The following is a 25,334-nucleotide window of genomic DNA, read 5'->3' as shown; positions in this document are numbered from 1 at the left end:
GCTACTTCAGCCCGAGCACCATCGCGTCCGAGACCGAGCACCACACCGGGCGCGCCTCCGCGAACCCCGCGGCGCGCAGCGTCCGGGCGTGCCAGCCGGCGGACTGGACCTCACCGTCGGCGTGGTCCCCGTCGGCCGGGTTGCCGAAGATCCTGAAGCGCTCGGCGACCGGCCCGGCGAGCGCGGTGTCCTCCGCCGCGGTCCGCCACCAGTCCACCCAGTCCTGGGTACCGGCCTCCCTGGCGCGCGCCCGGCGCGCCTTGTGGAACGCGTGGTCCGCGGCGTTGATCCGGGGCGTGGCCGGGTCCGGCATGTGGTCGGCGTTGAGGAACACCCCGCCGTCCCGCAGCACCCCCGCGAGCCGGCCGTAGAGCACCGTGAGTTCCTCCGAGCGCAGCCAGTGCAGCGCGGTGGCGGTGAGCACGGCGTCGTACGAGCGGTGCGGCAGCCGCCCTGTCCACTCCGGGTCGCGCAGATCGGCGCTGACGAACGTGACGCGGCTCTCGGCGGTGAAATGGCCCCGGGCGATGGTCAGCAGCGCCGGGTCCAGGTCCACACCGGTGCTGACGGCCTTCGGGAACCGGCGCAGCGCCCGGTCCGAGATACTGCCGGTGCCGCACGCGAGGTCGAGGATCCTGGGCTCCGGTCCGACGAGCGCCTCGACCGCGTCGAGCATCGCCCGGAACCGCTCCTCACGATCGGGGAGGTACCACTCCTGCTGGCGGTCCCAGCTCCGCTGCCACGCCTGCCAGTCCGCTACGGAGGCGGTGTCCGTCATCGTGCCACGCCCTCTCCCGGTCCGTAATACCCTGTTTTTCAGGGCGACCATTACCGACCATCCGACCCTAAAACACCCTCGGTAAGGACCACAAGTGGAACTGGCTTATTACTCGGATCTCGCGGTGCGTCTGGTCAACAGTGAGGAGCCCGTCCGCGGCAATGACGCCCTCACCTCGGTGGATGCCGTCCGCGCCCTCTTCGGCGAGAGCAAACAGGCGGCCCGCCGCGCCACCGACGCCGATGTCACCCGACTCAGGTCGGTGCGGGCGCGGCTGCGCGCGGTGTTCGAGGCGGCTGCCGAGGGGGACGAGATCCGGGCCGTGGACCTGCTCAACGCGCTGCTGATGGAGTTCCCGGTGAGCCCGCAGATCTCCGGGCACGCGACCCGCGACGAGGACGGCCGCCCCGACTGGCATATGCACATCGCGGACTACGCGGCCAACGCGGGCGCCGGGTTCGCCGCCACGGCCTCGATGGGGCTCGCCTTCCACCTCACCGAACTGGGCGCCGACCGCCTGGGCATCTGTGAGGCGCCACCCTGCCGGAACGCCTATCTCGACACATCGACAAATCGATCCCGGCGCTACTGTTCCGACCGCTGCGCCACCCGCGCCAACGTGGCCGCCTACCGCGCCCGCAAGCGCCTCGACGCCGAGCGCGCCGCCGCCGACCGGAGCCCGACGCCCCGCGAGGACCGCGACCGCACCGGCCGCACCGCGGAGGCCGCCCAGGACACCAGCCCCGCGATGGAGCGCTGACCCCCGGGCCCGGCCCCGGGCCGCGGCCGCAGCCGCATCCACGCCCGCGCGACCACCAGCTCGTCCGGCACCACACCGAACTCCCGGCTGTCGTTCTCCACGTACGGGTTGTCGCCCCGCACCCACCAGCCGCCGTCGCGCCGCTCCACCGCACGCTTGACGATCAGCAGGTCCTGGCGGAACGGATGCCGCAGGATCACCACGTCCCCCTGCCGCACCGGCGCTCCGTACCGCACCACCAGGAGGTCACCGGGGTACAGCGTCGGCTGCATCGACGGGTTGTAGACCTCGGCGAGCCCGATCCGCAAGCGACCGTGCTGGTCGCGATCGCGCTCCTGCCCGCGATCGTGCAGCTCCTCCCGCATCACGGCACCTCCGGTTCGTCACGCCATCCCTCACCTTCGCAGGCATCCCAGGCTGCCACCGGACTTTTGACCTAAGCCCCCCGGCCCGCCCGAGAAAAGCCTTCCCGCACGGAGTAATGTCGCACCTGAGAAGACGATCACGAATGGAAGGACAGCTCTATGCTCTCCCGCCTGTTCGCATCCAAGGTTCAGGTCAGCGCCCACTGCGACCTGCCGTGCGGTGTGTACGACCCGGCCCAGGCCCGTATCGAGGCGGAGTCCGTCAAGGCCGTGCAGGAGAAGTTCCAGGCCAATGAGGACCCCCACTTCCGCGCCCGCGCGACCGTCATCAAGGAGGAGCGCGCGGAGCTGGCCAAGCACCATGTCTCGGTGCTGTGGAGCGACTACTTCAAGCCCCCGCACTTCGAGAAGTACCCGGAGCTGCACCAGCTGGTCAACGACACCCTCAAGGCGCTGAGCGCCGCCAAGGGTTCGACCGACCCGGCCACAGGCCAGAAGGCGCTGGACTACATCGCCCAGATCGACAAGATCTTCTGGGAGACCAAGAAGGGCTGACCCGCCCCTCACCAGCATCGCCCGACCGCACCCGGACCGCCCCTGGCGGCCCGGGTGCGGTCGTTCCGGTCCGGGTCGGATTCCGCCGGGTGGCCGCGCTCAGCAGCCGGCCGCCTGCCGGGGGCGGAACGGCCCGTCGCGCTCCGGCAGCCGGTCGCGGAGGCCCGCCGCGCGGAGGACGACGTCCAGGACGACGGCGCTGTAGAGAACGGCGCCCCGGCGCGGATGGCGGTCCAGCGGGGCCGCGTCGAGGTGGCCGAAGACGGCGTACTGCGAGCCGGGGCGCACCCTTCCGTCCAGCAGGAACAGCCGGAACTCCGCTGCCCAGGTCACCACTTCGCTGATCTGTACCGGGATGTGCGGCGACAGGTCCGGTCCGGTGGGCAGCCGGGTGCCGTCGGTGTGGACGGCGGCGGGAAAGCTCTTGTCGCTCGGCGGCGCGGCCGGGCCGGAGAGCTCCACCACGTCCATACCGCGCCGCCGGGCGGGTGCCGCGAGCAGGTCGCGGGTGGGGCTGTTCTCCGGTCAGAAGCGCCAGCGCGTCTGACCGTAGACGCCCTTGCGGAAGCCGAACGCCGTGACCGGGGCGACCGAGTAGACCAGGGCCTGACCGCCTTCGTGGTGGAAGAGGCCGTCGCGCACCTCGAACCTCCACTCCTCGCCGTACTTCGCCACATACGCCCCGGCCACCCCGCGCAGCGCCGCGTCGTCGTGGACGGCCGCGGCCTCGCCCTCGACGACCAGGTCCAGGCCCTCGTGCAGGGTGTTGGCGCCGGTGGTGAAGGTGCACCGGGGGTTGTGCGCGAGGTTCGCGGCCTTCTGTTCACCGGGGCCGGTGCAGAAGTGCAGGGCGCCGTCGCGCCAGACCGCGAGCAGCGGGGTGACATGGGGGCGGCCGTCCCGGCGGACCGTGGACAGCCAGTACAGCTCGGCGGCGGCCAGCGCCTCGCGCCCCTCGGACCAGGGGGTGGCGATGGCTTCGGGACTGCTGAAGCGGGTGTCCAGGGCGGTCCGCGGCTCGTTCTCCGTCATGTGCTCGCTCTCCTCGTTGGTTGCCGTGGCGGCAGGCCGGTCCGGTCGGTGTTCCGTCGCTCCCCCTATGGGGGACCGCGCGGCGGACCGGAACTCATCGCCCGGCGCCGCGGCTGTGGAGGGAGCCGTCAGCACCACCCCGTACACCCCGTACCGGAAGGAGAGGGACACGCGATGGGTGCCGGAGGATGGTCCACCGCCCGGCTGGACCGCATGCGGGACGTCCTGGCCCGCCATGTCGCCGAGGGCGAGGCGCCGGGCCTGGTCACGCTGGTCAGCCGACGGGGTGAGACACGGGCCGAGGTGATCGGGGCGCAGGCGTTCGGCGGGGCGCCGATGCGCCGGGACACCGTCTTCCGCATCTCCTCGATGACCAAACCGGTGATCGCGGCGGCCACGATGATCCTGGTGGAGGAGTGTGTGCTGCGGCTGGACGACCCGGTCGACCCGCTGCTGCCCGAACTGGCCGACCGCAGGGTGCTGATCCGTGAGGACGGGCCGCTGGAGGAGACCGTTCCGGCCGAACGCCCGCTGACCTTGCGCGATCTGCTGACGTTCCGGATGGGGTTCGGGCTGGCGCCGGGGCCGCCCGGCGGCCATCCCGCGCTGGCCGCCGCCGAGGAGCTGGGGCTCGCCATGGGGCCGCCGAAGCCCGCGACCCCGCACGGTCCCGACGAATGGCTGCGGCGGTTCGGCACCCTGCCGCTGATGCGCCAGCCCGGCACGGCCTGGCTGTACCACACCGGGTCCCAGGTGCTGGGGGTGCTGATCGCCCGGGCCGCGGGACGCCCGCTGGAGGACTTCCTGCGGGAGCGGATCTTCGAACCGCTGGGGATGAAGGACACCGGCTTCCATGTACCGCCCGGTGCGCGGGACCGGTTCGCCGCGTCCTATCTGCCCGATCCCACCACCGGGGAGCCCACGCTGTACGACGCGCCCGGGGACGGCCGGTGGAGCCGCCCGCCGGTGTTCCCCGATGGGGGCGCGGGCCTGGTCTCCACGGCCGACGACTACCTCGCCTTCGGCCGGATGCTGCTCGCCCGGGGGCGGTACGGCGCCGGTGAGCGGCTGCTGTCCCGTCCGGCGGTCGAGGCGATGACGACCGATCAGCTCACCCCCGCCCAGAAGGCCGCCTCCACCGCGGCGCCCGGCTCCTGGGACCACCGCGGCTGGGGCTTCGGCGTCCAGGTGGTGACCGGACGGGACGGGATCTCGGCGGTGCCCGGCCGGTTCGGCTGGGACGGCGGGCTCGGCACCTCATGGGCCTCGGATCCGGCGGAGGACCTGGTCGCGGTCCTGATGACGCAACGCGCGCAGTTCCCCCGGTACTCGCCCCTCTACCTGGACTTCTGGACGCTGGTCTACCAGGCGATCGACGACTGAGCGGCCGGTGCCCCGGTGCGGCACCCGTGCCCCCGTGCCACACCAGCCGAGGTCCGCCCGGTGACGGGACGTCCTGGTGGCGGGACGTCCTGGTGCGGTCAGCCCGCAAGGCGCCGGACCGGCCTGGCGGGGGCACCTCTCGGCGGTGGCCGGGGGCGGCCGTGCCGGGGCGGCGAGCGGGGCGGACCTCGGCCGGCGCGACACCAGGAGGCGCGGATATGCGCTACGAGGCGTCGGCCGGGCCCGCGAGCCCCACTCCGAGCAGCGGATCGGCGAGCGCGTCGGCCAGCCGGGCCTCCTGGAAGCGCAGCAGGGGGCTCTCGTTGCGCACCAGCCACTGGCGGTAGGCGTCACTGGCACAGGCGATCTCGAAGTAGGCGTCCTCCAGGTCGCCGAAGAGGGCGTCGACGTCGAGGAGCCCGCCGGCCGGAGCGCCGCCGGGGTGCCCGGCGCGGGGCGGTACCGTCGCCCGCGAGGCGAGGAAGAGCCGGACGGTCAGCGGGTCCCCGCACAGCGGGCGGACGGCGACGCCCTGGCGGGAGCGGGCGGTGGGCTGGCAGGGGGTGACCACTTCGCCGGAGGCCACCAGATCGGCGGCGGTGAGGTAGTCGCCGTAGACGACCCGGGGGCTCACCCCGGCCGCGGCCAGCACCCGCCGCAGCCCCGGCCCCTCGCCGTCCACGCTGGGGTCGACCATCCACTGGTCGGTGGCGAGATCGGCCAGGTGCACCGTCTGCCGGGCGGCGGCCGGATGGGTGTCGGAGAGCGCGACGAACTGCGGTTCGCGCTCCACCAGCACACGGCGCCGGACGCCTTCGGGAACGTGCAGCGGGGCGCCCTCGACCTCGTGGACGAAGGCCACGTCCAGCTGGTTGGCCGCGACCATCTGCAACAGCGCGTTGGCGGACACATCGATGTGGATCGTGGTGTCCGTGTCCGGGTAGCGGGTGCGGAGCCTGCGCAGCCAGCCGACCACGGCCCGGCTCCCGGTGCTGCCGATGCGCAGCCGGGCCCCCGCGGCCTGTCCGGCCTCCAGCCGGACCTCGGTGAGCAGCGCGCTCATCTCGGCGACGATCGGCCGGGCGCGGCACAGCAGGGACCGCCCCAGCGGGGTCGGCCGGCTGCCGGTGACCTCCCGCGAGAACAGCCGGCCGCCGATGGTGTTCTCGATCCGCCGGAGCTGTGTCGTCAACGAGGGCTGGGTCATGCCCAGTTGACGCGCGGCCTTGCGTAGGCTGCCGGTGTCGGCAATGGCGCATAGTGCACGAAGGTGCCTCACCTCGAGCTCCATAACGGGAGCATAACGGCGCCCACGGTGGTCACACCAGACTCTGAATCCCCACCAAATTTGCCTCATGTTTGACCAATTGGTAGTCAAACGACGATCAACCAGGGGGCAATCGGCCCTCAGCGGGGGCCGGTCGGGGCAAGGTGATGCGCTGGTGCTATCACCCTTTGATATCTCTTCGACAGGCCAATTCTCCTCAAGACTCTCCGGCACCAAGAGTTCATCCCACGGCCCGGTCGCCTCCCCACACTCGGCGGCCGTCGGCCCGAGGACGATGAGGAGCCCCCCACATGACCCTGCCCAAGTTGGCGCTGACCGCGACCCTCGGAATCGGCCTGGCGGCCACCCTGACCGCCCTGCCCGCGTCCGCGGCCACCACCGACCACAGCCAGACCCAGCGGACCGGCGCGGTCGCCGCGTACACCGCGAGCGGTGAGGAGCGGGCCGACACCACCGCGTTCCTCAAGGCCGTGGTGAAGTCGGCGCTGGCCAAGAAGGAGAAGGCGCACGACGCGTCGGCGGCCGTCACCGTGACCTACGACGCCAGCGCGGCCCCCACGTTCAAGGACCAGATAGCCCGCAGCACCGAGATCTGGAACTCCTCGGTGAGCAACGTGACCCTCCAGGAAGGCGGCAGCGCCGACTTCACCTACCGCGAGGGCGACGACGCGCGTGGCTCGTACGCGAGCACCGACGGCCACGGCAAGGGCTACATCTTCCTGGACTACGCACAGAACCAGGAGTACGACTCGACCCGCGTGACCGCCCACGAGACCGGCCATGTGCTCGGTCTGCCGGACCACTACGAGGGCCCGTGCAGCGAGCTGATGTCCGGTGGCGGCCCCGGCACCTCCTGCACCAACTCGCAGCCCGACCAGAACGAGACCGCCAAGGTCAACGAGCTGTGGGCGAACGGCCTCGCCAAGCTGGACAAGAAGCTCGCCGGGAACCGCTGAACCGGTACCGGGGGCCGGCCGGCCCGGTGGGTGAGCCCACCGGGCCCGGCCGGCCCGTCCGGCCCCGCTGATCCCTCGCTCCATGGTTCAGGGCCCATGGATCAGGGCCCCACCGCCCGTACCCGGTCACCCGATGCCGGGTACGGGCGGTCGGCGGTTCCGGCCGGTACGCGCCGCACCGTCCACACCGGTCCGCACCGCTCCGGACCGGTCCGCTCCGGACGGGAGACGCCGTCCCCGGTCGGAGGTACCGTGTAGACACCGCATGTCGCACGAACCGGCCGGATTCCTCCAGGCTGGGGCCCGGCCCCAGGGAGTGGTCACCATGCAGACCGTCGTCACCGTGGTCGTGATCCTCGGGCTGATCGCCCTCGGCGCGCTGCTGATCCACCGGCTCAATGTCCAGCAGGGCTACCACATCACCCCCGAGAGCCACGACGCCGTCCGCGGCGGTCGCCGCCACCACGGCCAGGGCCGGGGGCGGGCGCACCCACGGCGGGTCACCCCTCCGCGGGACCGCCGGGCGTAGCTCCCGCACCACCGGATGTGATCTGCGGACCGCCGGATCCGGACCGCGCGCCGCCGGATGCGGTCTCCTCCTCGTGGAGCGCCTGCGCGAGCGTGGGCACCGGGGCGAACACCTCCGCCGGACCGCCCGCCCGCAGGGTGCGGAGGATCAGCGGATGGGAGCAGACCAGCCGCAGCCGGCCGCCGCCCTCGATGACCCGCCGCCGGGCCCGGCACAGCAGCCCCAGCCCCGAGCAGTCGAAGAAGGCGGTGGGGGTCAGATCGATCACCAGCACGGGGGTGGCCGTGGCGGCGTCCAGCTGGGGACCGACGGACGCCAGCCCCGCGATGTCGATCTCGCCGTGCAGCTCGACGACGGTGCACCGGCCGGACCGGTACGTCACCGCGCGCGGATCGGGGTCCGGGGCCGCGGACCGCTCCGGCAGGGGGCATAAGCCGTCGGCGGCGCCACCGGCCAGGCGGCCGGGCCCCACGGCGGCGTCCGACGACACCGGCGCACGGCGAGGAGCGCCTGGCTGTGTCATCGCGATATCCCCTCGGAACGGCATACTGCCCCCTCTCACCCCCGCCAGGGTCCCGCGCGCGGGCATCTCGGGCGCATGGTGTGGATCCGCGGCATAGGGTCGGATCCGCCGGTCCCTGGGTGGCGTGCGGCGAGCGTAAAGGGGTGACCGTCGGTTACAGGGGGCGGGGCACGAGATTCCGCCACCAAAAAGCGTTCTTCCGAGTGAATTTCCGCTCTTACTATTGACGCCTCGTCAGATCGACTCAGGCTCGGTCGGACGTCTGGGCCGAAGCCTCCGCCACCGCCGGAGTCAGATCCTCCAGCACCTCGAAGGCATCCTCGAGCCGCACCATGCGCAGCAGCCGCAGAAACCGTGGATCATCGATGACCAGCCGCAACCGGCCCTCGCGCTCCAGCACTCGGTTGCGCAGGCGGCACATCAGGGACAGCCCCGCGCAGTCCAGGAAGGTGACCGGCCGGAGGTCCAGCACCAGATCCGGGCACCTGGCCTGGGCGAGGGACTCCAGCCGTGCCGCGATCCGCCCCGCGGCGAAGATGTCCAGCTCTCCCGCCACTTCGGCCACCGTGACGCCGCCGACCACACGCACACGGACTCCGAAGGCGGGCCGATCATCGAACATGCAAGCCTCCTCGGCATGGTGGGAGGCGCGCGACACCGGAGCGCCCGGGATGACACACCGTCCGATCAGGGGGTGCGCGGACACCACAACGCCGCCGCGCCGGTCACCACCGGGGCCCAGGCCGGCCCTTCAGTACATGACATACCCATCTACCGGCTGACCAGTCAACGCAGGGCGCGGCACGTGACGTTGGCCTATTTAGGCTGACGTCATGACCGACACTCCCGCCCGGCTGCTGACCCTGCTGTCACTCCTCCAGACCCCGCGCGAGTGGCCCGGCAGCGAACTGGCCGAGCGGCTCGGCGTCAGCCACCGCACCATCCGCCGCGATATCGAGCGGCTGCGCGACCTCGGCTATCCGGTGGACGCGAGCAGGGGTGCCACCGGTGGCTACCGGCTGGTGGCGGGCACCGCCATGCCCCCGCTGCTGCTGGACGACGAGGAGGCGGTGGCCATCGCGGTCGGGCTGCGCACGGCCGCGGGCCACACCGTCGAGGGCATCGAGGAGGCGTCGGTGCGGGCCCTGGCCAAGCTGGAACAGGTGCTGCCGTCCCGGCTCCGCCGCCGGGTCGGCGCCCTCGGCTCCGCCACCGTCCCGCTGCCGCCCGCCGCGGGCGGCCCCACGGTGGACCCCGAACGGCTGACCGCGCTGGCCGCCGCGGTGGCCGCGCACGAACGGCTGCGCTTCGCCTACCGCGCGGGCGACGGCACCGAGACCCGGCGGCTGGTGGAGCCGCACCGTCTGGTGGCCTCGGGCCGCCGCTGGTACCTGGTGGCGTACGACAACGAACGCGAGGACTGGCGCACCTTCCGGGTGGACCGCGTCCATGACCCCCGGCCCACCGGCGTCCGTACCGCCCCGCGCGTCCTGCCCGGCGAGGACGCGGCCGCCTTCGTCTCCCGCTCGCTGCGGGGCGCCGCCCCCGCCCACCGGGCGGTGGCCACCGTACGGCTGCCCTGCGAGCGGGTGGCCGGGCTGCTGCCGGGCGCCGATGTCGAACGCCTCGACGAGCACCGCTGCCGGGTGCGCACCGCCACCGAGGCCCTGGAGTGGCTGGCCTTCCGGCTGGTGCTGCTCGACGCCGAGTTCGAGGTGCATGAACCGCAGGAGCTGATCGCCTATCTGCACGCCCTGGGCGGCCGGGTGCTCCGGGCCGCGAATCCGCCAACTAGTGATTCTCCGCCAACTGTTACTGAACGGTATACCCTTTGGTCTTCCTCTGTCCGCCCCCAGCCGTGAACATGCCATCCGGGGGCACCCAACGACTGAGGATGTGACCGATGACAGCAGCACGTATACGTTCGCGACGGTTCGGCGTGACGACGGCGGCCATCGCCATCGCCATCGGCGTCGGCGGAACCGCCACGACGGCGAACGCGGCTCCGGCCGCCGCACCCGCTGCCGCCAGTGCCACCACCACCGCCGGTGCCGCGAAGGTCGACTACGAGACCTGGAAGCGCGATGTGCAGGACATCATCGACAACCAGGCCCGCCCCTACGTCGAGCAGCGCACCGCCAACCCGGGCGGCCAGAAGCAGGCCATCGTCCTCGACATCGACAACACGTCGCTGGAGACGGACCTCGGCTTCACCTTCCCGCAGCACGCCGTGGAGCCGGTGCTGAAGCTCACCCGGTACGCCCACGAGCGCGGTGTGGACATCTTCTTCGTCACCGCCCGGCCCGGGATCATCTACCCGGTCACCCACTACAACCTGGAGCACGTCGGCTATGCGGTGAAGGACCTGTACGTACGGTTCCTCCCGGACCTCTTCAAGAACGTGGGCGAGTACAAGGCCGCCAAGCGCGCGGAGATCGAGAAGAAGGGCTACACGATCATCGCGAACATCGGCAACACCCCGACCGACCTGGTCGGCGGCCATGCCGAGCGGCACTTCAAGCTCCCGGACTACAACGGTCAGTTGTCCTGAGCCTGGGCCGGGTGGCTTGGCCCCCAGCGCACCACCGGGCGGCGGCGCCCACGGACCACGGCCACCAGCGCACCGGCCGCGACGAGGACGCCGCCGCCCACGGTGAGCAGCCACACCGGAACGCCGCCCGCCGTCAGCAGCGTGTCGTGGTACCGGACCCGCCGGTACGCGCTGTCGCGGGCGGCGCGCCGCAACTCGTGGTCCCCCGAGATCCGTTCCGGCCGGGGGAACTCCTGCCGGAACGAGGTCAGGAACATCCGCCGCCCCGCCAGCTCCTCCAGCGCCCCGCGCGACGCGGGCCCGGGCTCGACCCGTCCCGCGTAGAGCACCTCGGGCCGCTTCCCGCCGATGTCACCGCGCGGCTCCATCCGGTGCGGGGCCAGGACGTGGAGCTCCAGCTCCTGCGCCGTCCTGGCCAGCCGGGACAGCCGCATCGGATAGACCAGGCGCCCGGAGGCGAAGCGCAGCCGCAGCGGCTCCAGGGTGCCGCCCAGCACGGTCCGGCCGGCCGCGCCCGTACCGCCGCCCCCGGCTGAGCCGTCCTCGGCGGGCGCCAGCCGGACGGCCACGTACTCCCACTTCGCCCGCACATAGGGCGTCAGCCCGTCGGCCAGCCGGTCCGGCAGTTCGAAGCCGTTCCGCTCCAGCCAGTCGCGCAGCGCGTGCGGATCGGTCGCGGTCAGCCGGGCGACGTCGAACGGGCCCAGCCGCTCCCGGCCCACGACGCCCACCGGCGGCGCGGCCGCCCTGGCGCCGTCCCCGGGCGGGGCACCCACGGCACCGTCCCCGTGATCGCCATCGAAAGGCCAGTCGCCGTCACGCGGCCAGAAGTAGTGGCGTTCCCTGTCGACCGGCGCGATCACCTCCGTGACCTCGTCGAAGAGGCCCCGATCACCCAGAGTGACCGAGGCCCGGTGCGGCACCGGCATGACCCAGGCGGCCTCCGAGGCGTCACCGCCCACCGTGAGGCTCATGACGATCTCCTCGGAGGTACCGTCCCAGCGCACCACCGAGGTCTCGCGCTGGACCGCGATCGTGGTGTTCCGCCCCGGCACCATGCCGCCGCAGCCGCACGCCCAGGCGGGTCGCACCAGCGATCCGAGCTGGACCAGCACCAGCGCCAGTACCACCACCAGGGCTCGCCGCCGCCCCGGCGACAGCCGTTCCCCGATTCCCCCGCCGACCATGGCTTCCGCTCCCCCGTGTTCTCCGCCACACCGGCGGACACGGCCTCAGACGGCGCGCGCGGGTGTTCCGGTTCCACCAGCGGAAAGACCGCTTCCACCGGTGGAAAGGCCGGAAGCTCCAGAACTCGGGGCGCAAGATTGGTGGGTACCTCCGCGCCCGCGCGCCCGTTGCGCACCAAGACTGGGACACACCGCCGACTGTGCGCCGACACTCACGCGAAACCGCGCATACGAACGCCGCCAGTCACCCCGCGAAGGGACGACCGATGACCGGATCACGCATAGTGGCGCTGGGCCACTACCAGCCCGCGAAGGTGCTCACCAACGACGACCTCGCGGCCATGGTCGACACCAGCGACGAGTGGATCCGCAGCCGGGTGGGCATCCGCACCCGGCGCGTCGCGCGCCCCGACGAGACGGTGGACGAGATGGCCGCGGCGGCTGCCGCCAAAGCCCTCGCCGGCAGCGGTCTGCCGGCCGCCGACATCGATCTGGTCCTGGTGGCCACCTCCACCGCGATCGACCGCAGCCCCAATATGGCGGCGCGGGTGGCCGAGCGGCTCGGTCTGGGCAGCCCGGCCGCCATGGACGTGAACGTGGTGTGCGCCGGGTTCACCCACGCCCTGGCCACCGCCGACCACACGCTGCGCGCCGGGGCCGCCACCGCCGCGCTGGTCATCGGCGCGGACAAGTTCACCGAGGCCGCCGACTGGACCGACCGCTCCACCTGTGTGCTGCTGGGCGACGGCGCGGGGGCCGCCGTGGTGGTGGCCGACGACCGGGCGGACGCCGGACCGGGGGCGGTCGCGGGGATCGGCCCGGTGGTGTGGGGTTCGGTGCCCACCATGGGCGGCGCGGTCCGGATCGAGGGCACACCGATCCGCTTCTCCCAGGAGGGCCAGTCCGTCTACCGCTGGGCCACCACCCAGCTGCCGCCCATCGCCCGGGAGGTGTGCGACCGGGCCGGGATCCGCCCCGAGGACCTGGCCGGAGTGGTGCTGCACCAGGCCAACCTGAGGATCATCGAACCGGTCGCCCGGAAGCTGGGCGCGGTCAACGCGGTGATCGCCCGCGATGTGGTGGAGTCCGGCAACACCTCGGCGGCCAGTATCCCGCTCGCCCTGTCCAAGCTGGTCGAACGCGGCGAAGTCGCCTCCGGTGATCCGGTGCTGCTGTTCGGCTTCGGCGGCAACCTCTCCTACGCGGGCCAGGTCATCCGCTGTCCGTGACCGGGGGCGCGGCCGGGGGAACCCGTCCGATTCGTTCAAGACCGGCGGCCGGGGCGCTGCCTACGCTGCCCGCATGACTCCACGATTCGACGCGATCGGCATGGTCGTCGCGGACATGGCCGCATCCCTCGCCTTCTACCGCCGCCTGGGGGTGGACATCGCCCCCGAGGCCGACTCCCAGCCGCACGCCGAGGCCACCCTGCCCGGTGGCACCCGGCTGCTGTGGGACACCGTCGAGACGGTGCGCTCCTTCGACCCCGGGTGGACGCCGCCGACCGGCTCCCCGCGCACCGGGCTGGCCTTCCTCTGCGACGGTCCGGCCGAGGTGGACGCGGTCTACGCGGAGCTGGTGAAGGCGGGCGCGCCGGGGCACAAGGAGCCCTGGGACGCCTTCTGGGGGCAGCGCTACGCCGTGGTGCTGGACCCGGACGGCAACGGCGTGGACCTGTTCGCACCACTGCCCGGCTGACGGGCGCCCCGACCGCCGGGACGGCGGCTCAGCCGGACTCCGCCAGCAGCCGTCCCAGCGGTACGCCCGCCATCGTCCGTACCTCACGGGCCAGATGGGCCTGGTCGGCGTATCCGGCCACCACCGCGACCTCGGCGTAGGGGAGGCCGTCGCGCGCCAGGTCCAGCGCCCGGTTCAGCCGCAGCACCCGCCCGAGGGTCTTGGGGCCGTAACCGAAGGCGGCCAGCGAGCGGCGGTGGAGCAGCCGCTCCCCCAGCCCCGCCGACCGGGCCACATCCGCCACGCTGCGCCCGTGCGCGAGCCCGGCGACCACGCCCGCCAGGACCGGATCGGGCGGCGGCGCCTCATCCAGCCGCCCGAGGGCGGCGTCCTCCAGCGCCCGGCCCACCGCGGCCGCGAGGCCGCCGGGCTCCGCGGCCCCGGCCGCCGCGTGTCCGGCCAGCAGTCCGGTCAGCCGCCGCACCCGCGCCCCGGGCCACAGCGCGGTCAACGGCACCCGCCGGTCCCGCAGTTCGTGCGCGGGGACACCGAGTACGGACGGGCCGGTGCCGGGCGCGAAGCGCAGCCCGACGTAGCGGGCCCCGGGCGGGGCGGCGGCCAGCTGGGCGCGGGTGTCCGGCCCGGCCACGAAGAGCCCGCCCTCCGGGGCCGTGCCGCCCGCGTCGGTCCAGATCAGATCGGTGCAGCCGTCGGGCAGCACCCGCTGGGAGCCGGTTCCGGCCGTGCGGGTCCACACCACCGTGCCGCCGCCGAGCCGCGACCCCCGCTCGCGGTATCCGCTCACGGGACCTCGCGCAGGTACATCGCACCGCAGGAGTGGCAGAACGGACCTCCGTCGTGGGTGGCCCACAGATCGGCCGCCTGGGTCTCCGCGTCCGGGGCCAGCTCACGTCCGCACATGGCCGTGGTCCCGTTGCCCCGGACCATGTGCCAGATCTTGACCGGCGCACCGGCCACCCGTCCGGAGCTGCCCTCCTCGTACTCGGCGCGCATTTCGTGCTGCATGGCGGGACACCTCCTGCTCACCACCACTCCCTCCATGCTCCCGCCCGGCCGGGCCGTACGCCACCCTGGGGCCGGCCTGCCTAGAAGACCGACCAGCCGGTCAGCGTGGTGAAGTGGTCCAGCGCGGCCACCCCGGCCACCGAATTGCCGCGGGCGTCCAGGCCGGGACTCCATACGCACAGGGTGCACCGGCCCGGGATCACCGCGATGATGCCGCCGCCGACGCCGCTCTTGCCGGGCAGTCCGACCCGGTAGGCGAAGTCGCCCGCCGCGTCGTACGTCCCGCAGGTGAGCATGACCGCGTTGACCCGCTTCGCCTCACGGCGCGACAGCAGCCGGGAGCCGTCCGCGCGCAGTCCGTGGCGGGCCAGGAAGGTACCCGCGAGCGCCAGGTCGCGGCAGCTCATCTCGATCGAGCACTGCCAGAAGTAGTGCTCCAGGACGGTCGGCACCGGGTTGTCCAGGTTGCCGTAGCTGGCCATGAAGTGCGCCAGGGCCGCGTTGCGGTCGCCGTGGCCGGATTCGGAGGCGGCCACCGCCGGGTCGAAGGCCAGCTGGTCGTTGCCGCTCTCGGCGCGCAGGAAGTCCAGCATGGTGGTGCTGGCGTCACCGGTCAGGCTGTGCAGCCGGTCGGTGACGACCAGGGCCCCGGCGTTGATGAACGGATTGCGCGGAATGCCGTTCTCGTACTCCAGCTGCACCAGGGAGTTGAACGGGTTGCCCGACGGCTCCCGGCCGACCCGCCGCCAGATCCGCTCCCCGTCCTGGGCGAGGACGAGCGCGAGTCCGAACGCCTTGGAGATGCTCTGGACGGAGAACGGCACCTCCCAGTCACCGACCCCGATGATCCCGCCGTCCACATCGGCGACGGCCATCCCGAAGCGCTGTTCGTCCACCTCGGCGAGCGCGGGGATGTACTGGGCCACCTGCCCCCGGCCGACCTGTGGCTTCACATATGCCGCGACCTCGTCGAGTACTGCCTGGTAGTCCATGGTGCCGTGGTTCTCCTGCGCGTCGTCGAGCGGATCTGACCGCACGATAACCACACCTCTCCCACTGGTCACCCCATGTGTTTATGAGAACGCAGCGGGTAAGCAACCAGTGAACGAGCGGGCCGCGGCCGGCGCGCCCGCCGCATGAGCAGAACGGAGGCGGCCATGGCCTCACCCATGTCCGCTGGGGACTTCCTTTCGGCGCTGAAGCGCGAGGGCCTGCGCGTGGTGCAGGTCGGCGACTGGCGCAACCACAACCGCAATCACAAGGGCCCCTGGGGACCCGTGCACGGAGTGATGATCCACCACTCCGTCACCCGCGGCACCGCGCAGACCGTGGAGATATGCCGGGACGGCTATGAGTCCCTGCCCGGTCCGCTGTGTCACGGCGTGATCGCCAAGGACGGCACCGTGCATCTGGTCGGCTACGGCCGGGCCAATCACGCCGGGCTCGGCGACGACGACGTGCTCCAGGCCGTCATCGCCGAGCGGGTGCTGCCGCCGGACAACGAGGCCAACACGGATGGCAACCGCCATTTCTACGGCTTCGAGTGCGAGAACCTCGGCGACGGCCAGGATCCGTGGCCCGAGGCCCAGTTGGAGGCGATCGAGCGGGTCTCGGCAGCGATCTGCCGCCATCACGGCTGGAACCAGCGCTCGGTGATAGGCCACCTGGAGTGGCAGCCGGGCAAGGTGGATCCGCGCGGCTTCACGATGGACGCGATGCGGGCGCGGATCCGCGAGCGGCTGGCCTGAACCACCCCGTCCGGGGAGGACCCGGGGGCGGGCGGCTCAGAGTCCTCCCTCCGGGGCCTCCTCCCGGAAGGCGGCGGCCTCTTCCAGATCCAGTCGGCGCAGCAGCCGGCGCAGCATCTCGTCGTCGATCCGCCGCTGGTCGCGCAGGTCGACGAAGACCTTCCGCTCGGCCTCGATCATCTCGCGGGCCAGTCTGCGGTAGGTGTCGTCCACGGATTCGCCGGTCACCTCGTTGACCGCGCCGAGCCGTTCCCACACCGCGTTGCGCCGCCGTTCCAGGACATGGCGCAGCCGGTCGACCAGCGGCGGCGGCAGGGCGTTGCGTTCGGCCGCGAGGAGTTCGTCCAGCCGGGTCTCGGCCGACTGGGACGCCTCGGCCTGCGCCTGTGCCTCCAGCAGCGTCTCGGCCTGGGGGTCGCGGCCGGGCACGCCCAGCCGCCGGATCAGGGCGGGCAGGGTGAGCCCCTGGACGACCAGGGTGCCGATCACGGTGGTGAAGGTCAGGAAGAGGATCAGGTTGCGGGCCGGGAACTCCTCACCGCCGTGCGTGACGGGCGGGATGGAGAAGGCGATGGCCAACGAGACCACACCGCGCATCCCCGCCCAGCCGACGACGACGGGCGTCGTCCAGGTGACGCCCGGTTCGCGCTCCCGGATCCGGCGGAAGAGCTTCCGGGGCAGGAAGGTCGCGGGGAAGACCCAGACGAAGCGCATCAGGACCACGGCCAGGAAGACGATGACCGCGTACCAGGCGGCCTCGGCCGAGCCGTATGGCCCAAGCCCCTGGAGCACCACCCGCAGTTGCAGCCCGATCAGCGCGAAGACCGCGGACTCCAGGATGAAGGCGATCATCCGCCACACCGCCGCCTCCTGGAGCCGGGTGGCGAAGTCGACCTGCCAGGCGTGGTGTCCGAGGTAGAGGCCGACGACCACCACGGCCAGCACACCGGACGCCTCGACCTGCTCGGCGGCGGAGTAGGCGACGAACGGGATGAGCAGCGAGAGGGTGTTCTGGAGCAGCGGGTCCGTCAGCCGCCGCCGCAGCCAGTGCAGCGGCACCATCAGCACCAGACCGACGCCGACGCCGCCGACCGCCGCGAGCAGGAACTCCCCGGCGCCGTGCAGGAAGGTGACCCCCTCCCCCACCACCGCGGCGAGCGCCACCCGGTAGGCGGTGATCGCCGTGGCGTCGTTCACCAGCGACTCGCCCTGGAGGATGGTGGTCAGCCGCGACGGCAGTCCCAGCCGCCGGGCGATGGCGGTGGCCGCCACCGCGTCCGGCGGCGCGACCACCGCGCCCAGCACCAGCGCGGCGGTCAGCGGGAGATCGGGCACCAGCAGATGGGCGATCCAGCCGACCGAGACGGTCGCGAACAGCACATAGCCCACCGAGAGCAGGGCGATCGGGCGCAGATTGGCCCGCAGGTCCAGGTACGAGCTGTCCAGCGCCGCGGTGTGCAGCAGCGGCGGCAGCACCAGGGGCAGCACGATATGCGGGTCCAGGGTGTAGTCCGGCACTCCCGGGACGAAGGAGAGCATCAGCCCGACGGCCACCAGCAGCAGCGGAGCGGGGACCGGGGTGCGACGGGCCGCCCCCGCGACCGCCGCGCTGCCCGCGACCAGCATCAACAACGGCAATACGTCCATCGGCCCCGGCCCGTCCCCTTCGGTTGCGTCTAACCTGGCAATCATGAGCGAGTGCCCGCATGTTCCCGACCTGCCGCGCCCCGGTCCGCGCCCGCTGACCGACACCTGTCCGGAGTGCCTGGCCGCCGGAAGCCATCCGGTGCAGCTGCGGATGTGCCTGGAATGCGGTCATGTGGGCTGCTGTGACTCCTCCGCCTACGGCCATGCCACCCGGCACTTCGAGGAGACGGGTCATCCGGTGATGCGCAGCGTGGAGCCGGGTGAGGGGTGGCGCTGGTGCTATGTGGATCTGCTCATCGTCTAGTGCGACGGCTGCCGCGGCAGGGGTGGCTCCGGTTAGCCTTCATCACATGATCAGACCAGCGAAGCCGTCGGACGTCCCGGACATCCTCGCGATGATCCGGGAACTGGCGGAGTACGAGAAGGCGCCGCAGGAGGCGAAGGCCACCGAGGAGCAGCTGCGCGAGGCGCTCTTCGGGACGGACCCGGCGGTCTTCGGGCTGATCGCCGAAGAGGGCACCGGAGCGGGCGCGGAGACGGTGGGGTTCGCCCTGTGGTTCCGCAACTTCTCCACCTGGACCGGCACCCACGGGGTGTACCTGGAGGACCTGTACGTCACTCCGCGGGCACGCGGCGGCGGCCACGGCAAGGCGCTGCTCGCCGAGCTCGCGCGGATCTGCGTGGAGCGGGGCTACGCCCGCTTCGAGTGGTCGGTGCTCGACTGGAACGCTCCGGCGATCGGCTTCTACGACTCGCTGGGCGCCGGACCGATGGACGAATGGACGGTCCGGCGGCTGACCGGTGAGCCCTTGCACGCATTGGCCGCCCAAGCCGTGGGCACCTCTATGACCAGCGATTCGTTGGGTGGGGCGACATCTCTTTCGAATTGAGACCGCAGACCCCTAGCCACGCTGCGTACTCATGTGCTTACTATGAGTGATATCGCGAACCTTCGGGTCGGGGTTCACCCATGACGGGGGCCGTGCTTCGTCCGGGCGACACCGCACCGCAGATCGCGATAGCGTCGCAGCCGAACCACACATCGCGCCGACTGTTCTGCCTCCACCATACGGGCATACGGGCGGCGCTCCAATCAGCTCAGCTCAACCAGCTTGTGTCACCTTGGAGGTGAGGGTGTCCCAGATCGCAGGCGAGCCCGGGACCCAGGACTTCGTAGAAGTCCGGCTGCCCGCTGCGGGGGCGTATCTGTCGGTGCTGCGTACGGCCACGGCCGGTCTCGCAGCCCGGTTGGACTTCACCCTCGACGAGATCGAGGATCTGCGCATCGCCGTTGACGAGGCCTGCGCGATCCTGCTTCAGCAAGCCGTCCCCGGCAGTGTGCTGAGCTGCGTCTTCCGATTGATCGACGACGCACTGCAGGTGACTGTCTCGGCTCCCACCACCGATGGCCGCGCACCCGAGCGCGACACCTTCGCCTGGACGGTGCTCTCCGCACTGGCGGGCAAGGTGGACTCGACCGTGGCCGAGGACCGTACGGTCAGCATCAGCCTGTACAAGGAGCGCGGCGCCGGCCCCGGACAGCCGTGACGGAACAAGGGGGCTCCGTGAGCACTGCATCATCGCGGGGAGTGGGTACCCCGGCCATCCCGCACCCGCCGGCCCGGACGCATCCCGCGGACTCGGAGGCGGCAGGAGACCGACCAGAGCGGGCGGACCACATGGATCAGCACGATCACGAGCAGGCGCAGCACCACCACGATCCGCACGACCGGAGCGGCGCGCGGGCGATGTTCATCGAGCTGCGCCGGCTCCCGGAGGGCTCCTCCGAGCGGGCCGAGCTGCGCAACCACCTCGTGCGTATGCATCTCCCGCTGGTGGAGCACCTGGCCCGGCGCTTCCGCAACCGAGGAGAGCCGCTGGACGACCTCACCCAGGTCGCCACCATCGGGCTGATCAAATCCGTGGACCGGTTCGACCCGGACCGCGGCGTGGAGTTCTCGACCTATGCGACCCCCACGGTCGTCGGCGAGATCAAGCGCCACTTCCGGGACAAGGGCTGGGCGGTGCGGGTGCCGCGCCGCCTCCAGGAGCTGCGGCTGTCGCTGACCACGGCCACCGCTGAGCTCTCCCAGCGGCACGGCCGCGCCCCGACCGTGCATGAGCTGGCCCAGCATCTGTCCATCTCGGAGGAAGAGGTGCTGGAGGGGCTGGAGTCGGCCAATGCCTACAGCACCCTCTCGCTGGACGTACCGGACACCGACGACGAGTCCCCGGCGGTCGCCGACACCCTCGGCTCCGAGGACGAGGCGCTGGAGGGCGTGGAGTACCGCGAGTCGCTCAAACCGCTGCTGGAGGATCTCCCGCCGCGGGAGAAGAAGATCCTGCTGCTGCGCTTCTTCGGCAATATGACCCAGTCGCAGATCGCGCAGGAGGTCGGCATCTCGCAGATGCATGTCTCCCGGCTGCTGGCACGCACCCTCGCCCAGCTGCGGGACCGGCTGCTGGTGGAGGAGTAACGGGCGGCGGAGCGGAAGGGCCTGCGCGGCACACCGGTCAGGCGTCGCGCGGCCCGATCCCCAGCGCCTCGGTCGCGGTGGGGTTGATCAGCAGCGCGAGGACGGTGAGGGCCACGACCCCGATCACCGCTCCGGCGGCGATCAGCCCCCCACCGTTCGAGACCAGCGTCCAGGCCACCGGCAGCGCCATCAGCTGCGTGATCATCGCCGGGCCCCGGCTCCAGCGGCGGCGCAGCCACAGTCCACGGGCGGCCAGCAGCGGCAGCGCGGCCAGCGCCAGCACGGTGACCCCGAGCATCTCCGCCTGCTGCGGGCTCTCCGGGTCGCCGGTCAGCCCCATGATCAGCACATAGACGCCGAAGCCCAGGAGCACCACGCCCTCGACGGCGGCGAGCACCGCGGCAGCGGTGATCCGCGCCGGGCGCGGCCCCTCAGGGGCGGTGTCGGCCGGCGCGGCCGCCGCGGCGGCCGCCTGAGCCTTCTTCCCCTGGGACCCCTGCGGCGCCTTCTTCCCCTGCGGGGCGGTTCCGGCGGTGCGGGGCTTCTTGGCGGTGGCGGACTTCTTACTGCTCACCCCAGCAGCGTAGCCGCCGCCCCGGGCTCCGGGGCGCACCCCGGGGATTACGGCCGTTCACCGCGGATGGGTAGGCTGGCGCGCATGCGCGCACTCCTCGTGGTCAATCCGGCAGCAACCACCACCAGTGCCCGCACCCGTGACGTACTGATCCATGCGCTCGCCAGCGATCTCAAGCTGGATGTGGCGACCACGGAGTACCGGGGGCACGCACGCGACCTGGCCCGCCGCGCGGCCGACGCCGGCACCCATGAGCTGGTCGTCGCCCTCGGCGGGGACGGCACCGTCAACGAGGTGGTCAACGGGCTGCTGCACAACGGTCCCGCACCGGAGGACCTGCCCCGGCTGGCCGTGGTCCCCGGCGGTTCCACCAATGTCTTCGCCCGCGCCCTGGGGCTGCCCAATGACGCCGTCGAGGCGACCGGCGCCCTGCTGGACGCCCTGCGGGACGGCACCGAGCGCACCGTGGGCCTCGGGCTCGCGGGCGGCACCCCGGGCACCCCGGACGAGGCGGTGCCCGCGCGCTGGTTCACCTTCTGCGCGGGATTCGGCTTCGACGCGAGCGTGATCGGCCGGGTCGAACAGCAGCGCGAACGCGGCAAGCGGTCGACCCACGCCCTGTACATACGGCAGATGCTCCGGCAGTTCCTCGGCGAGCCGCACCGGCGCCACGGCACCATCTCGGTACGGCGGCCCGGCCAGGACACCCTCGAGGACCTGGCCCTGGCGATAGTCTGCAACACCGCCCCCTGGACCTATCTGGGCAACCGGCCGGTCTACGCGGCCCCCCGCGCGTCCTTCGACACCGCCCTTGACGTGCTGGGACTCACCAAGCTGTCGGCCCCGGCGGTGACCCGCTACGCCACCCAGCTGCTGATGTCGAGCCCCGAGCGGGGCCCTCACGGCAAGCACGCGGTCTCGCTCCATGACGAGACGGACTTCACCTTGCATTCCCAGGCGCCACTGCCCTTCCAGATGGACGGTGACCACCTGGGACTGCGTACGAGCGTGACGTTCACAGGCGTACGCCGTGCACTGCGTGTGATTGTGTGAGTGAGACCGCCAAAAGTCCTTTCAGTCGAACGTTTAGGCTGGCTTCCACCCAACGGAAGTACGGCTGTGACCTAGTCGACACCAAGGAATCAAAAAAAACTTTCCGGAAGGGGTTGTATCCGCCGCCGAGGTTTGCGAGTCTCTTCTTGGCGATCGGGACGGCCGGTGAACGGCCCCCTTGAGAGCCCGAACCCCCTCCTCATTCCACGGGACCGCACCAGCCCCAACTGGTTGATGTCCCTAGCCTTGCGGGGGGATTCGTGAAAGCGTTCACATTCACAAGCAACGAACCCGCAATCGCGAGGAGATGGAGCAGCCATGGACTGGCGTCACAACGCCGTTTGCCGCGAGGAAGACCCCGAGCTGTTCTTCCCCATCGGCAACACTGGTCCTGCGCTGCTGCAGATCGAGGAAGCCAAGGCCGTCTGCCGCCGCTGCCCCGTGATGGAGCAGTGCCTGCAGTGGGCGCTTGAGTCCGGCCAGGACTCCGGCGTCTGGGGTGGACTCAGCGAGGACGAGCGCCGCGCCATGAAGCGCCGTGCCGCTCGGAACCGGGCGCGCAACGCCAGCGCCTGACCCTGAACGCCCCGTGGCCCCCGAGCCGCAGCGCGCAGTAATCCCGATGCGCACAGCAACGTGAGCTTTGAGTCCCCGGACCAGCCGGTCCGGGGACTCAGTGCTGTGCGGGCCCCGTGCTGTGCGGCGGGGGCGGTGCTGTGAGGTGGACGACAGACGGAGCGGTCAGCGCTTCTCGGCCCGCACCGGGAAGTCCAGGACCACCCGGGTGCCGCGCTCCGGGGCCGGCCGCATATCGAAACTGCCGCCGAGCTCACCCTCCACCAGGGTGCGGACGATCTGGAGCCCGAGGTTCCCGGTCCGCTGCGGATCGAAGCCTTCCGGCAGTCCCCTGCCGTCGTCCTGCACGGTGACCCGCAGCCTGCTGTCCTCACCGCTGCCGCCGCGCACCGCCGCGACCTCGACCGTGCCCTGCTCCCCCGGTCCGAAGCCGTGCTCCAGCGCGTTCTGCAGCACTTCGGTGAGCACCATGGACAGCGGGGTGGCGACCTCGGCGTCCAGGATGCCGAAGCGTCCGGTGCGCCGTCCGGTGACCTTGCCCGGCGATATCTCCGCCACCATGGCCAGCACCCGGTCGGCTATGTCGTCGAACTCGACCCGCTCGTCCAGGTTCTGGGACAGCGTCTCATGGACGATCGCGATCGAACCGACCCTGCGCACCGCCTCGTTCAGCGCCTCCCGGCCCTGCTCGGAGTCCATCCGGCGGGCCTGGAGGCGCAGCAGCGCGGCCACCGTCTGGAGGTTGTTCTTCACCCGGTGGTGGATCTCCCGGATGGTGGCGTCCTTGGTGATCAACTCTCGTTCGCGCCGACGCAGTTCGGTGACGTCCCGCAGCAGCACCAGCGAGCCGATGTGCAGGCCCTTGGGCTTGAGCGGGATGGCCCGGAGCTGGATCACCCCGTCGCCGCCCTCGACTTCGAACTCCCGGGGCGCCCAGCCGCTGGCCAGTTTGACCAGTGCCTCGTCCACCGGTCCGCGCACCGGGGCGAGTTCGGCGGTGGTCCGGCCCAGGTGGTGGCCGACCAGGTCGGCGGCCAGCCCCAGCCGATGGTAGGCGGAGAGCGCGTTGGGGCTGGCGTACTGGACCACCCCGTCGGCGTCCATCCGGATCAGCCCGTCGCCCGCGCGCGGCGAGGCGTCCATGTCGACCTGCTGGCCGGGGAACGGGAACGCGCCGACGGAGATCATCTGTGCGAGGTCGGAGGCGCTCTGGAGGTAGGTGAGCTCCAGCCGGCTCGGGGTCCGTACGGTGAGCAGATTGGTGTTGCGCGCGATGACGCCGAGCACCCGGCCCTCCCGGCAGACCGGGATGGACTCCACTCGCACCGGCACCTCCTCGCGCCACTCCGGGTCGCCCTCCCGGACGATCCGCCCCTCGTCCAGGGCGGCGTCCAGCATGGGGCGGCGCCCGCGGGGAACGAGATGGCCGACCATGTCGTCCTGATAGGAGGTGGGGCCGGTGTTGGGCCGCATCTGCGCCACGGAGACGTACCGGGTGCCGTCACTGGTCGGCACCCACAGCACGAGGTCCGCGAAGGAGAGGTCGGAGAGCAGCTGCCACTCCGATACCAGCAGGTGAAGCCATTCGAGATCGGCATCGCCGAGGGCGGTGTGCTGGTGTACGAGGTCGTTCATGGAGGGCACGGTGTGAGCCTACCCGCCCGGGTGGATTAGCCTATCCGCGCACAACCATGGACAGACCCTAGTGGTCTAGTCCAGAATGATCGAGCATTGAGATCTTCCGCACTCCCCGCACAGGAGGGCGGATCGGGTACCCGGCGCGCTCTGCCCTGACCGCACCGGGCGCCTCGTGGCCGGCCGCTCGGCCGGCGCAACCCGGGCTGCGGTGCCGGGCGGGTTGAGGGTCCCGCTCTGGCGCCGCGGCCCGCGGGTGGTTCAGCGGGTTTCGGTGACCTTGGCCAGCGCGCGCGGCGCGTCCGGGTCCTGGCCACGGGCGATGGTCACCTCATACGCCAGCATCTGCAGCGGCAGGATCTCCAGGATCGGCTGCACCTCCTCGGCCACCCCACCCGTGGGCAGGGCGAACCCCGCGGAAGCCCGGTCCACCTCCGACTGCGCACCGATCACCACCAGGTCCGCGCCCCGGCCGCGGAGCCGCTCCAGCACCGGCTGCAACGCCTCACCGCCCCGGCCCTCGGTCACGATCGCGATCACCGGGGAGATGTTGTCGACCATCGCCAGCGGGCCGTGCAGCAGATCCGCACCCGAATACGACAACGCCGGGATATAGCTGGTCTCCATCAGCTTCAGCGCGGCCTCCTTCGCCGTGGGATAGCCAAAGCCCCGCGAGGTGAGGACCATCCGCTCGGCGAACCGGTACCGCGCCGCCAGCGTCCGCACCTCCCCCTGCCGCTCCAGCACCTGCCGCGCCAGATCCGGCAGCACCTCCGCCGCCGCACCGTCCCCGCCCCGCAACCCCTCCACCAGCAGATACAGCGCCAGCAGTTCGGCGGTGTAGGTCTTGGTGGCGGGCAATGCCTTCTCCGGGCCGGCCAGCACATCGATATGGAACTCCGAGACAGCCGCCAGCGGCGACGCGGCGTTGTTGGTCACCGCCAGGGTGATCGCCCCGGCCGCCCGCGCCGCCTCGGTGGACGCCACCAGATCCGGCGAACCACCCGACTGACT

30 protein-coding genes and 1 pseudogene are annotated in these 25,334 nt (G+C 71.8%); 16 read left to right on the top strand and 15 right to left on the bottom strand.

Annotated elements, in window-relative coordinates; translation table 11 throughout:
* Window position 1 precedes the first annotated feature (1 nt).
* Entirely contained in the window at window positions 2-778 is a 777-nt protein-coding gene (locus AC07FT_RS12665) for a class I SAM-dependent methyltransferase (RefSeq protein WP_479176267.1), read from the bottom strand.
* A gap of 94 nt (window positions 779-872) precedes the next feature.
* On the opposite strand from AC07FT_RS12665, the pseudogene AC07FT_RS12660 reads away from it, so the two are divergent.
* A pseudogene (locus AC07FT_RS12660) lies at window positions 873-1,361 on the top strand (CGNR zinc finger domain-containing protein); the annotation flags it as partial.
* Between the two features lie 44 nt (window positions 1,362-1,405).
* Here AC07FT_RS12660 and sodX read toward each other — a convergent pair.
* Window positions 1,406-1,903: a nickel-type superoxide dismutase maturation protease gene (sodX, locus tag AC07FT_RS12655; protein WP_479176266.1), complete on the bottom strand. Its 498-nt coding sequence runs from the start codon at window positions 1,901-1,903 to the stop codon at window positions 1,406-1,408.
* A 159-nt stretch (window positions 1,904-2,062) separates the two neighbouring features.
* Between sodX and sodN the strand changes: the two genes are divergently transcribed.
* Window positions 2,063-2,458: a superoxide dismutase, Ni gene (gene sodN, locus AC07FT_RS12650; protein ID WP_176180689.1), complete on the top strand. Its 396-nt coding sequence runs from the start codon at window positions 2,063-2,065 to the stop codon at window positions 2,456-2,458.
* A 99-nt stretch (window positions 2,459-2,557) separates the two neighbouring features.
* Here sodN and AC07FT_RS12645 read toward each other — a convergent pair whose 3' ends face one another.
* Window positions 2,558-2,929 (bottom strand): ATP-grasp domain-containing protein, encoded by a 372-nt coding sequence (locus tag AC07FT_RS12645; protein WP_479176265.1) that lies wholly within the window; start codon window positions 2,927-2,929, stop codon window positions 2,558-2,560.
* Between the two features lie 54 nt (window positions 2,930-2,983).
* On the bottom strand, window positions 2,984-3,490 hold the full coding sequence (locus tag AC07FT_RS12640; RefSeq protein WP_479176264.1) for a pyridoxamine 5'-phosphate oxidase family protein: 507 nt from the start codon (window positions 3,488-3,490) through the stop codon (window positions 2,984-2,986).
* A 174-nt stretch (window positions 3,491-3,664) separates the two neighbouring features.
* Between AC07FT_RS12640 and AC07FT_RS12635 the strand changes: the two genes are divergently transcribed.
* Window positions 3,665-4,873: a serine hydrolase domain-containing protein gene (locus AC07FT_RS12635; RefSeq protein WP_479176263.1), complete on the top strand. Its 1,209-nt coding sequence runs from the start codon at window positions 3,665-3,667 to the stop codon at window positions 4,871-4,873.
* A gap of 223 nt (window positions 4,874-5,096) precedes the next feature.
* Here the strand turns inward: AC07FT_RS12635 and AC07FT_RS12630 are convergent, their stop codons facing one another.
* Window positions 5,097-6,164 (bottom strand): LysR family transcriptional regulator, encoded by a 1,068-nt coding sequence (locus AC07FT_RS12630; protein WP_471193810.1) that lies wholly within the window; start codon window positions 6,162-6,164, stop codon window positions 5,097-5,099.
* A gap of 287 nt (window positions 6,165-6,451) precedes the next feature.
* Between AC07FT_RS12630 and snpA the strand changes: the two genes are divergently transcribed.
* Window positions 6,452-7,117, top strand: a complete 666-nt coding sequence (gene snpA / locus AC07FT_RS12625; RefSeq protein ID WP_471193812.1) for a snapalysin — start codon at window positions 6,452-6,454, stop codon at window positions 7,115-7,117.
* A gap of 265 nt (window positions 7,118-7,382) precedes the next feature.
* The gene (locus AC07FT_RS12620; RefSeq protein WP_471193814.1) at window positions 7,383-7,646 is read left to right on the top strand and encodes a hypothetical protein; all 264 of its coding nucleotides are present in this window, start codon (window positions 7,383-7,385) and stop codon (window positions 7,644-7,646) included.
* On the opposite strand, the gene AC07FT_RS12615 is transcribed toward AC07FT_RS12620, so the two are convergent.
* Window positions 7,618-8,169 carry an STAS domain-containing protein gene (locus AC07FT_RS12615; RefSeq protein WP_479176261.1) on the bottom strand — a complete coding sequence of 184 codons (552 nt, stop codon included), beginning with the start codon at window positions 8,167-8,169 and terminating at the stop codon, window positions 7,618-7,620. The two genes, AC07FT_RS12620 and AC07FT_RS12615, sit on opposite strands and share 29 nt — an antisense overlap.
* A 244-nt stretch (window positions 8,170-8,413) precedes the next feature.
* Window positions 8,414-8,791: an STAS domain-containing protein gene (locus tag AC07FT_RS12610; protein ID WP_254738366.1), complete on the bottom strand. Its 378-nt coding sequence runs from the start codon at window positions 8,789-8,791 to the stop codon at window positions 8,414-8,416.
* A 211-nt stretch (window positions 8,792-9,002) separates the two neighbouring features.
* On the opposite strand from AC07FT_RS12610, the gene AC07FT_RS12605 reads away from it, so the two are divergent.
* Window positions 9,003-10,031 carry a helix-turn-helix transcriptional regulator gene (locus AC07FT_RS12605; protein ID WP_479176260.1) on the top strand — a complete coding sequence of 343 codons (1,029 nt, stop codon included), beginning with the start codon at window positions 9,003-9,005 and terminating at the stop codon, window positions 10,029-10,031.
* A 41-nt stretch (window positions 10,032-10,072) separates the two neighbouring features.
* A complete protein-coding gene (locus AC07FT_RS12600) occupies window positions 10,073-10,720 on the top strand; it encodes an HAD family acid phosphatase (protein ID WP_479176258.1) in 648 nt (215 codons plus the stop codon).
* On the opposite strand, the gene AC07FT_RS12595 is transcribed toward AC07FT_RS12600, so the two are convergent.
* The gene (locus AC07FT_RS12595; protein ID WP_479176256.1) at window positions 10,708-11,907 is read right to left on the bottom strand and encodes a DUF2330 domain-containing protein; all 1,200 of its coding nucleotides are present in this window, start codon (window positions 11,905-11,907) and stop codon (window positions 10,708-10,710) included. The two genes, AC07FT_RS12600 and AC07FT_RS12595, sit on opposite strands and share 13 nt — an antisense overlap.
* A gap of 266 nt (window positions 11,908-12,173) precedes the next feature.
* Between AC07FT_RS12595 and AC07FT_RS12590 the strand changes: the two genes are divergently transcribed.
* Both AC07FT_RS12590 and AC07FT_RS12585 read left to right on the top strand, forming a co-directional pair.
* A complete protein-coding gene (locus AC07FT_RS12590; protein WP_479176254.1) occupies window positions 12,174-13,136 on the top strand; it encodes a beta-ketoacyl-ACP synthase III in 963 nt (320 codons plus the stop codon).
* A gap of 73 nt (window positions 13,137-13,209) precedes the next feature.
* Complete coding sequence (locus AC07FT_RS12585; protein WP_254738356.1) at window positions 13,210-13,605, top strand: VOC family protein; 396 nt, start codon at window positions 13,210-13,212, stop codon at window positions 13,603-13,605.
* A 28-nt stretch (window positions 13,606-13,633) separates the two neighbouring features.
* Here AC07FT_RS12585 and AC07FT_RS12580 read toward each other — a convergent pair whose 3' ends face one another.
* From AC07FT_RS12580 to AC07FT_RS12570, 3 genes are all read right to left on the bottom strand, one after another.
* Window positions 13,634-14,389 (bottom strand): DUF6597 domain-containing transcriptional factor, encoded by a 756-nt coding sequence (locus tag AC07FT_RS12580; protein ID WP_479176252.1) that lies wholly within the window; start codon window positions 14,387-14,389, stop codon window positions 13,634-13,636.
* On the bottom strand, window positions 14,386-14,610 hold the full coding sequence (locus AC07FT_RS12575; protein ID WP_362432353.1) for a hypothetical protein: 225 nt from the start codon (window positions 14,608-14,610) through the stop codon (window positions 14,386-14,388). Before AC07FT_RS12575 ends, AC07FT_RS12580 begins: the two co-directional genes overlap by 4 nt.
* 80 nt (window positions 14,611-14,690) lie before the next feature.
* On the bottom strand, window positions 14,691-15,602 hold the full coding sequence (locus AC07FT_RS12570; RefSeq protein WP_479176427.1) for a glutaminase: 912 nt from the start codon (window positions 15,600-15,602) through the stop codon (window positions 14,691-14,693).
* Between the two features lie 165 nt (window positions 15,603-15,767).
* On the opposite strand from AC07FT_RS12570, the gene AC07FT_RS12565 reads away from it, so the two are divergent.
* Complete coding sequence (locus tag AC07FT_RS12565) at window positions 15,768-16,358, top strand: N-acetylmuramoyl-L-alanine amidase (RefSeq protein ID WP_254738350.1); 591 nt, start codon at window positions 15,768-15,770, stop codon at window positions 16,356-16,358.
* A 36-nt stretch (window positions 16,359-16,394) separates the two neighbouring features.
* On the opposite strand, the gene AC07FT_RS12560 is transcribed toward AC07FT_RS12565, so the two are convergent.
* Window positions 16,395-18,005 (bottom strand): Na+/H+ antiporter, encoded by a 1,611-nt coding sequence (locus AC07FT_RS12560; RefSeq protein WP_479176250.1) that lies wholly within the window; start codon window positions 18,003-18,005, stop codon window positions 16,395-16,397.
* 43 nt (window positions 18,006-18,048) lie between these two features.
* Between AC07FT_RS12560 and AC07FT_RS12555 the strand changes: the two genes are divergently transcribed.
* From AC07FT_RS12555 to AC07FT_RS12540, 4 genes are all read left to right on the top strand, one after another.
* Window positions 18,049-18,309 carry a UBP-type zinc finger domain-containing protein gene (locus AC07FT_RS12555; protein WP_471193833.1) on the top strand — a complete coding sequence of 87 codons (261 nt, stop codon included), beginning with the start codon at window positions 18,049-18,051 and terminating at the stop codon, window positions 18,307-18,309.
* 46 nt (window positions 18,310-18,355) lie between these two features.
* Window positions 18,356-18,895: an N-acetyltransferase family protein gene (locus AC07FT_RS12550; RefSeq protein ID WP_479176248.1), complete on the top strand. Its 540-nt coding sequence runs from the start codon at window positions 18,356-18,358 to the stop codon at window positions 18,893-18,895.
* Between the two features lie 244 nt (window positions 18,896-19,139).
* Window positions 19,140-19,553 (top strand): ATP-binding protein, encoded by a 414-nt coding sequence (locus AC07FT_RS12545; protein WP_176180706.1) that lies wholly within the window; start codon window positions 19,140-19,142, stop codon window positions 19,551-19,553.
* A 17-nt stretch (window positions 19,554-19,570) separates the two neighbouring features.
* The gene (locus AC07FT_RS12540) at window positions 19,571-20,482 is read left to right on the top strand and encodes an RNA polymerase sigma factor SigF (RefSeq protein WP_471193837.1); all 912 of its coding nucleotides are present in this window, start codon (window positions 19,571-19,573) and stop codon (window positions 20,480-20,482) included.
* 37 nt (window positions 20,483-20,519) lie between these two features.
* Here the strand turns inward: AC07FT_RS12540 and AC07FT_RS12535 are convergent, their stop codons facing one another.
* Complete coding sequence (locus tag AC07FT_RS12535) at window positions 20,520-21,056, bottom strand: hypothetical protein (protein ID WP_479176246.1); 537 nt, start codon at window positions 21,054-21,056, stop codon at window positions 20,520-20,522.
* A gap of 84 nt (window positions 21,057-21,140) precedes the next feature.
* Here AC07FT_RS12535 and AC07FT_RS12530 point away from each other — a divergent pair, with 84 nt between their 5' ends.
* Both AC07FT_RS12530 and AC07FT_RS12525 read left to right on the top strand, forming a co-directional pair.
* Window positions 21,141-22,109 (top strand): diacylglycerol/lipid kinase family protein, encoded by a 969-nt coding sequence (locus AC07FT_RS12530; RefSeq protein WP_254738340.1) that lies wholly within the window; start codon window positions 21,141-21,143, stop codon window positions 22,107-22,109.
* Window positions 22,110-22,427: 318 nt separating this feature from the next.
* The gene (locus AC07FT_RS12525; protein ID WP_003953983.1) at window positions 22,428-22,685 is read left to right on the top strand and encodes a WhiB family transcriptional regulator; all 258 of its coding nucleotides are present in this window, start codon (window positions 22,428-22,430) and stop codon (window positions 22,683-22,685) included.
* Window positions 22,686-22,850: 165 nt separating this feature from the next.
* Here the strand turns inward: AC07FT_RS12525 and AC07FT_RS12520 are convergent, their stop codons facing one another.
* Both AC07FT_RS12520 and AC07FT_RS12515 read right to left on the bottom strand, forming a co-directional pair.
* The gene (locus AC07FT_RS12520) at window positions 22,851-24,320 is read right to left on the bottom strand and encodes a sensor histidine kinase (RefSeq protein ID WP_471193843.1); all 1,470 of its coding nucleotides are present in this window, start codon (window positions 24,318-24,320) and stop codon (window positions 22,851-22,853) included.
* Window positions 24,321-24,581: 261 nt separating this feature from the next.
* On the bottom strand, window positions 24,582-25,334 hold a 753-nt coding region (locus AC07FT_RS12515; RefSeq protein ID WP_479176243.1), incomplete at its 5' end, for an SIS domain-containing protein.

This window comes from Streptomyces sp. NPDC045899, from assembly GCF_056431485.1.
The sequence above is the reverse complement of the archived record's forward strand: the minus strand, read 5'-3'. Positions and strand labels throughout refer to the sequence as shown.

Bases quoted from the DNA above. Each gene is read 5' to 3' on its own strand.
- AC07FT_RS12665 (WP_479176267.1), bottom strand. From the start codon at position 778: ATGACGGACACCGCCTCCGTAGCGGACTGGCAGGCGTGGCAGCGGAGC.
- sodX (WP_479176266.1), bottom strand. From the start codon at position 1,903: ATGCGGGAGGAGCTGCACGATCGCGGGCAGGAGCGCGATCGCGACCAG.
- sodN (WP_176180689.1), top strand. From the start codon at position 2,063: ATGCTCTCCCGCCTGTTCGCATCCAAGGTTCAGGTCAGCGCCCACTGC.
- AC07FT_RS12645 (WP_479176265.1), bottom strand. From the start codon at position 2,929: ATGGACGTGGTGGAGCTCTCCGGCCCGGCCGCGCCGCCGAGCGACAAG.
- AC07FT_RS12640 (WP_479176264.1), bottom strand. From the start codon at position 3,490: ATGACGGAGAACGAGCCGCGGACCGCCCTGGACACCCGCTTCAGCAGT.
- AC07FT_RS12635 (WP_479176263.1), top strand. From the start codon at position 3,665: ATGGGTGCCGGAGGATGGTCCACCGCCCGGCTGGACCGCATGCGGGAC.
- AC07FT_RS12630 (WP_471193810.1), bottom strand. From the start codon at position 6,164: ATGGAGCTCGAGGTGAGGCACCTTCGTGCACTATGCGCCATTGCCGAC.
- snpA (WP_471193812.1), top strand. From the start codon at position 6,452: ATGACCCTGCCCAAGTTGGCGCTGACCGCGACCCTCGGAATCGGCCTG.
- AC07FT_RS12620 (WP_471193814.1), top strand. From the start codon at position 7,383: ATGTCGCACGAACCGGCCGGATTCCTCCAGGCTGGGGCCCGGCCCCAG.
- AC07FT_RS12615 (WP_479176261.1), bottom strand. From the start codon at position 8,169: ATGACACAGCCAGGCGCTCCTCGCCGTGCGCCGGTGTCGTCGGACGCC.
- AC07FT_RS12610 (WP_254738366.1), bottom strand. From the start codon at position 8,791: ATGTTCGATGATCGGCCCGCCTTCGGAGTCCGTGTGCGTGTGGTCGGC.
- AC07FT_RS12605 (WP_479176260.1), top strand. From the start codon at position 9,003: ATGACCGACACTCCCGCCCGGCTGCTGACCCTGCTGTCACTCCTCCAG.
- AC07FT_RS12600 (WP_479176258.1), top strand. From the start codon at position 10,073: ATGACAGCAGCACGTATACGTTCGCGACGGTTCGGCGTGACGACGGCG.
- AC07FT_RS12595 (WP_479176256.1), bottom strand. From the start codon at position 11,907: ATGGTCGGCGGGGGAATCGGGGAACGGCTGTCGCCGGGGCGGCGGCGA.
- AC07FT_RS12590 (WP_479176254.1), top strand. From the start codon at position 12,174: ATGACCGGATCACGCATAGTGGCGCTGGGCCACTACCAGCCCGCGAAG.
- AC07FT_RS12585 (WP_254738356.1), top strand. From the start codon at position 13,210: ATGACTCCACGATTCGACGCGATCGGCATGGTCGTCGCGGACATGGCC.
- AC07FT_RS12575 (WP_362432353.1), bottom strand. From the start codon at position 14,610: ATGCAGCACGAAATGCGCGCCGAGTACGAGGAGGGCAGCTCCGGACGG.
- AC07FT_RS12570 (WP_479176427.1), bottom strand. From the start codon at position 15,602: ATGGACTACCAGGCAGTACTCGACGAGGTCGCGGCATATGTGAAGCCA.
- AC07FT_RS12565 (WP_254738350.1), top strand. From the start codon at position 15,768: ATGGCCTCACCCATGTCCGCTGGGGACTTCCTTTCGGCGCTGAAGCGC.
- AC07FT_RS12560 (WP_479176250.1), bottom strand. From the start codon at position 18,005: ATGGACGTATTGCCGTTGTTGATGCTGGTCGCGGGCAGCGCGGCGGTC.
- AC07FT_RS12555 (WP_471193833.1), top strand. From the start codon at position 18,049: ATGAGCGAGTGCCCGCATGTTCCCGACCTGCCGCGCCCCGGTCCGCGC.
- AC07FT_RS12550 (WP_479176248.1), top strand. From the start codon at position 18,356: ATGATCAGACCAGCGAAGCCGTCGGACGTCCCGGACATCCTCGCGATG.
- AC07FT_RS12530 (WP_254738340.1), top strand. From the start codon at position 21,141: ATGCGCGCACTCCTCGTGGTCAATCCGGCAGCAACCACCACCAGTGCC.
- AC07FT_RS12525 (WP_003953983.1), top strand. From the start codon at position 22,428: ATGGACTGGCGTCACAACGCCGTTTGCCGCGAGGAAGACCCCGAGCTG.
- AC07FT_RS12520 (WP_471193843.1), bottom strand. From the start codon at position 24,320: ATGAACGACCTCGTACACCAGCACACCGCCCTCGGCGATGCCGATCTC.